6 protein-coding genes are annotated in these 6027 nt (G+C 59.7%); 4 read left to right on the top strand and 2 right to left on the bottom strand.

What is annotated here, in order from left to right; all coding sequences use genetic code 11:
- The 4 genes from ACIQ36_RS17655 to ACIQ36_RS17640 all read left to right on the top strand — a co-directional run.
- Positions 1–468 (top strand): 3-deoxy-7-phosphoheptulonate synthase (locus tag ACIQ36_RS17655; RefSeq protein ID WP_395831746.1); only part of this gene is annotated, 468 nt, incomplete at its 5' end.
- A 71-nt stretch (positions 469–539) separates the two neighbouring features.
- Positions 540–1664, top strand: coding sequence for a nicotinate phosphoribosyltransferase (locus tag ACIQ36_RS17650; RefSeq protein WP_395831748.1), 1125 nt, complete (start codon positions 540–542; stop codon positions 1662–1664).
- Positions 1661–2797: a hypothetical protein gene (locus tag ACIQ36_RS17645; RefSeq protein ID WP_395831744.1), complete on the top strand. Its 1137-nt coding sequence runs from the start codon at positions 1661–1663 to the stop codon at positions 2795–2797. The genes ACIQ36_RS17650 and ACIQ36_RS17645 overlap by 4 nt, the downstream gene beginning before the upstream one ends.
- A gap of 313 nt (positions 2798–3110) precedes the next feature.
- A complete protein-coding gene (locus tag ACIQ36_RS17640) occupies positions 3111–3662 on the top strand; it encodes a GNAT family N-acetyltransferase (protein WP_395831742.1) in 552 nt (183 codons plus the stop codon).
- An 86-nt stretch (positions 3663–3748) separates the two neighbouring features.
- On the opposite strand, the gene ACIQ36_RS17635 is transcribed toward ACIQ36_RS17640, so the two are convergent.
- A complete protein-coding gene (locus tag ACIQ36_RS17635) occupies positions 3749–4465 on the bottom strand; it encodes a GIY-YIG nuclease family protein (protein ID WP_395831739.1) in 717 nt (238 codons plus the stop codon).
- 157 nt (positions 4466–4622) lie between these two features.
- Entirely contained in the window at positions 4623–5972 is a 1350-nt protein-coding gene (gene gor, locus ACIQ36_RS17630) for a glutathione-disulfide reductase (protein WP_395831738.1), read from the bottom strand.
- Between the last annotated feature and the right edge of the window lie 55 nt (positions 5973–6027).

Below are 6027 nucleotides of genomic sequence, written 5' to 3'. Positions count from 1 at the left end.
CTGATCGACCGGCTGAACCCCGGTAACGAGCCGGGTCGCCTGACCCTGATCGCGCGCATGGGGGCCGATAAGATCGCCAAGCACCTGCCGCCGCTCGTGCGGCTGGTAGAGCGCGAAGGCCGCCGTGTGGTTTGGTCGAGCGACCCAATGCACGGCAATACGATGAAAGCCGCCAGCGGGTATAAAACCCGCGCGTTCGACAATATCCTGTCGGAAATCCGTAGCTTCTTCGAAATTCACCGCGCTGAAGGAACTTATGCGGGCGGCGTGCATTTCGAGATGACCGGACGGAACGTGACGGAATGCATCGGCGGCGCGCAGGCCATTAGTGACGAGTCGTTGGGGGATCGTTACCACACCCATTGCGACCCGCGTTTGAATGGCGAACAAGCCATCGAACTTGCCTTCCTGATTGCGGAATCCTTGAAAGCCGAGCGGGAAGCTGTAAGGCTTGCGGTAGCGAGTTAGACGGTCAGACCATTTCGGGCGGGCCGGTCAGGAGAATCATGAAGGTTCGTGAGCGGGCAGAGCTAGCCCCAATGGGCGCAGCCCTTACCCCCGAGCAGGTCGCCGAGCGAACGGATGCGTATTTCCTGCGGACGAAAGAAATCGTCCGCAGGAATGGCGACTCCAAGGTCACCTATGCCGTCTTCATGCGCCGCCCGGTGCTGTTTGCGCCGAAACTGGCCCTCGACTGGCTCACCGATATGGCCGCCGCGCGCGGTGTGAGCTTTGAGATCGAAACCAAGCATCACGAGGGCGATTGGGTCGGCGCGGGCGAGCCTTTATTCTATGTGACCGGCTCGTTCATCCATCTCGTCGATCTCGAAACGATCCTGCTGCAACGCATCGGCCCCGCCTGCGTTGCCGCCTATAATGCGTTTACCATGTGCGTCGATCTGCCGAACGTGGCTTTTCTCGCCATGGAAGCGCGCCACTGCGCGGGGCAAGAAATGGCCGAAATGATGGCCTATGCCGCCCATGTGGGCTCGGACGCCGCCAAACGATCGGTCGGCGCGGTCGGCTTTATCGGCAATGCCACCACGGCGACGGCCCATTATTTTGGGCGCGACGGCGGTTTGGGCACCATGCCCCACGCGCTCATCGGTTATGCGGGCAGCACGTTGCGCGCTGCCGAAATGTACCATGAGGCCTATCCCGAGAATGATTTGGTCGTGCTGGTCGATTATTTTGGCCAGGAAGTGACCGACGCGCTGGCGGTCTGCGAACGCTTTCCGCAGTTGGCAGCGGAAGGGCGCATTAGCTTCCGGCTCGATACCCACGGCAGCCGCTTTATCGAGGGGCTCGACACCTCCCTCTCCTACGGCGTCATGGAAGCCCATGCGCCGCAGTCGATTCGCGGCTATCGGACGGAAGCCGAACTGCGGCATCTCGTTGGGCCGGGGGTAACGGCGGCGGCAATTTTCCATTTCCGCCAAGCGCTCGATACCGCAGGCTTCCCGAAGGTGAAAATCATCGGCTCCAGCGGCTTTGGTCCGGCGAAATGCAAAGTGATGGCGGTTGCGGGTGCCCCCATCGACGTGATCGGCACCGGCTCCTATCTGCCCGATAATTGGGGCGAAACCTATGCCACCGCCGATATCATCGCCTACGATGGTGAGCCGCGCGTAAAGCTGGGCCGCGAATTTTTGCTGCGTAAATGATTTTGCTCCGTCGGCTTCTTCTCGCCCTCGCGCTGCTGCTGGGGGCGAGCGGGCTCGGCTGGGCCTTGACCCCCGCAGGCTCAGCCTCCGCCCTCTGGCTCATCGTCTCGCTGCTCCAGAATAGGGAGCCGCTGCCCTTCGCCCCCGCCGTCACCACCAATCGCACCCAATGGACGGTCGATGGACGGACGCGCAATGGCGATGTTTGGCTACGGCAAGATGGGTGGGAGCGGGCCAGCCTGATCCTCGTGCCGGGGGCGGCGCAAGCTGGGCGGGACGATCCGCGCTTGCAACTGATGGCGCGAATTTTAGCCGAAACCGGTTTTCGCGTCATCGTGCCGGAACTGCCCGGCATGGAGCGCTTTCAGGTACTGCCCGATCACGCCCGCGCAATTGCCGATGCGGTGCGGGTGGCGACCGACCGCATCGATCCCGCCGCGCGCGCCATCGGTATCGGCGCGGTCTCCTACAGCCTCGTTCCCGCCATTCGTGCCGCGCTGGAGCCGGACGTGAGCGCCGATGTGCAGGCGATTTTTGCCCTCGGGGGGTTTTACGACTCGGAAGCCGTCATTCGGTTTTTCACTACGGGGGCCTATCGGGGCCGCTTCGATGAAACCTGGCAGTTCCAGCCACCCAATCCGCGCTCGGTCTGGGTCTTTCTCCAGGCCAATTTGGAGCGGGTTGCAAGCGTCCAGGATCGTGGCCTCTTAGGGATTATGGCCCAACGCCGTCTGAACGATCCCAGCGCCGCACTGGAGGATCTGGCGGCGGGCTTGGGGCCGGAAGGCCAGTCGCTCTACGCCCTGGTGCGCAATGACGGTCCCGATGCCGTGACCGACCTGATCGCTGGCCTGCCCGCCCCGATGCGCGACGCGATTGCCGCCTTGAGCCTCGTCGATCTCGACCTCTCCGCCCTTTCCGCGCGCGTGACCCTGGTGCATAGCCGCTATGATGCGGTGATCCCTTACACCGAAAGCGAAAGCCTGTTAGAAGCCCTCCCCCCAGGACAGGGCCATTTGGTTCTGCTGGAAGACCTGAGCCACGCCGACATTGGCAGCCTATCCGTGAAAGACGCTTTCAGCCTATGGGGCGCCGCCCTAAGCCTGATGCAGTTTCGTCAAATCACAGGATAAAATACTGCTACTTGACGCCAGTTCAGAATATGATATTGGTCTGATCCACAAACACAGAGGATAAAGCGGTGCCCCCAGTTTCCACCCTGCAACGACGACGAGAAGACGGCCAGCTTGGCCGGTCGGTCCGTCTGCGTGCGCAGCGGGGTTCGGGCTTCTGCTTCATCGCCCTCCTCCCCTCTTGCCCTGCCGCTTCGGTGGGGACCCTGCTGCCCTAGACCGTGATCCGCCCCGCTGGGCTACTTCCTTGACCGATCCCAGGACCGGCCAAAACGAACGTATACGCGACCGACTAGGCTTCAGGATTACGGACATGGTGACTTTCACCCAAGAACAAGCGCAAGACGCGGACGCCATCGAACACCTGCTCGACCGGGTTTTCGGTCAAGCGCGCTGCCAAAAAACCTCCTATCGGTTCCGCGACCGGGTGGCCCCGGTGACCCCGCTCTGCTATGTGGCGAAAGACGGCGATACGGTAATCGGCACCCTGCGCTACTGGCCGGTCGAAATCGGCCCGAAGGGCACGCCCGCACTGCTGCTTGGTCCGCTCGCCGTGGATGAAACCTATCGCGGCCTTGGCCTCGGGGCGGATTTGATGGACGTTACCCTCGCCGCCTGCGCCGCCCACGGTCACAACATTATCGTGCTGGTCAGTGACCTTGCCGAGTTCTACGGCAAGTTCAACTTCACCGCCGCCGCGCCCACGGGCATTACGATGCCCGGCGAGAAAACCGACCGGATCTATATCCGGGGGATGGTGCCGAATGCGCTCGCGGGCGTTGAAGGGCCGGTTCGCCCTTTCGGGGCTCGGTTCCCAAAAGCGCGCTCGGTGAAGAACCGCAGCGCGAAGTGGAAAGCCGCGTAACGGTTTGACGGGTGTACGCAGAGGCGCTGCCTCTGCACTCCGCTTAAGGGCCGGTTGGCCCTTAAGAATCCCTCTTCGGGATAGCCTTACATAAATTTTCTGCGCTTGAATGCCCGAACATCATTTGTATCCAATTCAAACCATTCACCATTTCGCCTTTTTTCTGAAAAACGCCGATGCCAGTAATATTCTATTCCTTCCGGGTCATCCGTCTTTATAACATGAACCATATCGGTTTTCGCAGGAAGCTTTGTATCTATTTGCTGTTTCCGCCTATCAAAATCATTGCTCCGACCAATCTTAAAATGCTTATCCATTTTCAATAAATATACATAGCCGTCAGGTTTTGGATTTTCAGCAGATGCATCTGGCAGCACATTTTTTTCCTGTGAAATATCTCTACATATTTCTATGACATGAGGCGGGACATCTCTGCTTTCAGCAAATGCAATAATCTTGCTCGCTATGGCACTCTTGTTACCAAGTTTCGAAAGCGTCTTTTCAGATGGAAAATCTGATAAGCGTGCCTTCATGCGTAACTCAGCACTAACCGGAAAATGCCCAAGCTCTTCGATAAGATCGACATATCTTTCAAGTAAATACTCTTCTGAATATGAAGAAGTTTTTAAATTAGGAGAAAACCCCGCTTCCTTAATAGCATCATTCCATCGAACCCAGTATTTTCTCCATCCAGCCTCACCAATGCCTGTTTCAGAAGCAAATTTCAAACGCCCGAGAGGTACACCACCATTTAAATCGGCCAGACGAGAAATTTCAGACAGTATTTTACTTTTTTCGACCATTACTCATCCTCATTAATTCAACCCTGGTGTGTCCAGGCAAAATTCGAGATGAGTAATTATAGCACCTCACAACCGAGTGGTTCAATAAACAGGGATTGCTAAGGGGCAAGCCCCTTGGCCGGGGGCATCGGGGGCCGGAGCCCCCAACAGTCACCCCTCACGCCCGCTTATCGCGCATCGTCACAAATTCTTCCGACGCGCTGGGGTGCAGGCCGATGGTGCGGTCGAACTGTTGTTTGGTCGCGCCGCAGGTGAGCGCCACCGCAAGGCCTTGGATGATTTCCGCCGAATCGGGGCCGACCATATGCGCGCCCAGCACGCGCTGGGTGGGTTGATCGACGACGAGTTTCATGAAGGTGCGCTCGCCCCGGCCCGAGATGGTGTTTTTCATGGGGCGGAAGCGCGTCGTATAGATATCGAGCGTATGGCCTGCGGCCAGCGCCGCTTCTTCGGACAGGCCGACCGTGCCAACCTCGGGGCGGGAGAAAACTGCGCTGGGGACGACATTTTCGAACACGCTCATCGGGTTATTATAATAGAGCGTCTCGGCCACCGCCCGCGCTTCGGCAATGGCGACGGGGGTGAGGTTGAAGCGGTTGGTCACATCGCCCACGGCATAAATGCCCGGAACCGACGTGCGTGACCAGCTATCGACGAGAATTTCGCCGTGCGCGCCGGTTTCGACGCCGACCGCCTCTAGCCCAAGCCCCTTGGTGTTGGGCGCGCGACCCGTGGCGAACATCACTTGCCCCGCGAGAATCACCGAGCCGTCGGAGAGGGTGACTCGGCGCGCCGCCCCCTCTTCGGTGATACCCGTGATCGTGCGACCCGCAAGAAGATTGATCCCGCGCGCGGCCAGCGATTCCATCAAGTGGGTGCGGACTTCGCCATCAAAGCCGCGCAAAACCTGATCGCCCCGAAACACCAGATCGACGGCACAGCCCGCCGCCCGGAAAATCCCGGCAAATTCCACCGCGATATAGCCCGCACCGAAAATCACGATGCGCTCCGGCAGGCTCTTGAGATCGAGCGCCTCGTTGGAGGTGATCGCTAGCTCCTTACCCGGCACATCGGGCAGCGTCGGCCAGCCGCCGGTTGCGATCATGATGCGCTCGGCGGTAAAGCGCTGCTCGCCTACCTGTACGGTGTGCGCATCAACAAGTACGCCGCGCCCCTCGATCCGCTTCACCCCGGCTTTATCGAGCATGCTGATGTAGATGCCGTGAAGCCGATCCAACTCGGCATCCTTGGCTGCCACCAGCTTGGCCCAATCGAGGCTAGCCCCGTCGATGCTCCAGCCAAAGCCTGCGGCGTCAGCCAGCGTATCGGCGATATCAACGCCATAGATCAGCAGCTTTTTCGGAACGCACCCGCGCAGCACGCAGGTGCCGCCGATGCGGCCTTCCTCAATGATCCCCACGCGCGGACCATAAGAAGCGGCGCGGCGGGAGCCCGCCACCCCGCCGGAGCCCGCGCCAATCGTCAGCAGGTCGAAATCATAGGCCATGCTTAGGCTCCAATGCCGCCCATTGCGAGGAACTTGATCTGGACGTAATCGTCCA

The organism is Elstera sp., assembly GCF_044372965.1.
GTDB lineage: Bacteria > Pseudomonadota > Alphaproteobacteria > Elsterales > Elsteraceae > Elstera.
The sequence above is the reverse complement of the archived record's forward strand: the minus strand, read 5'-3'. Positions and strand labels throughout refer to the sequence as shown.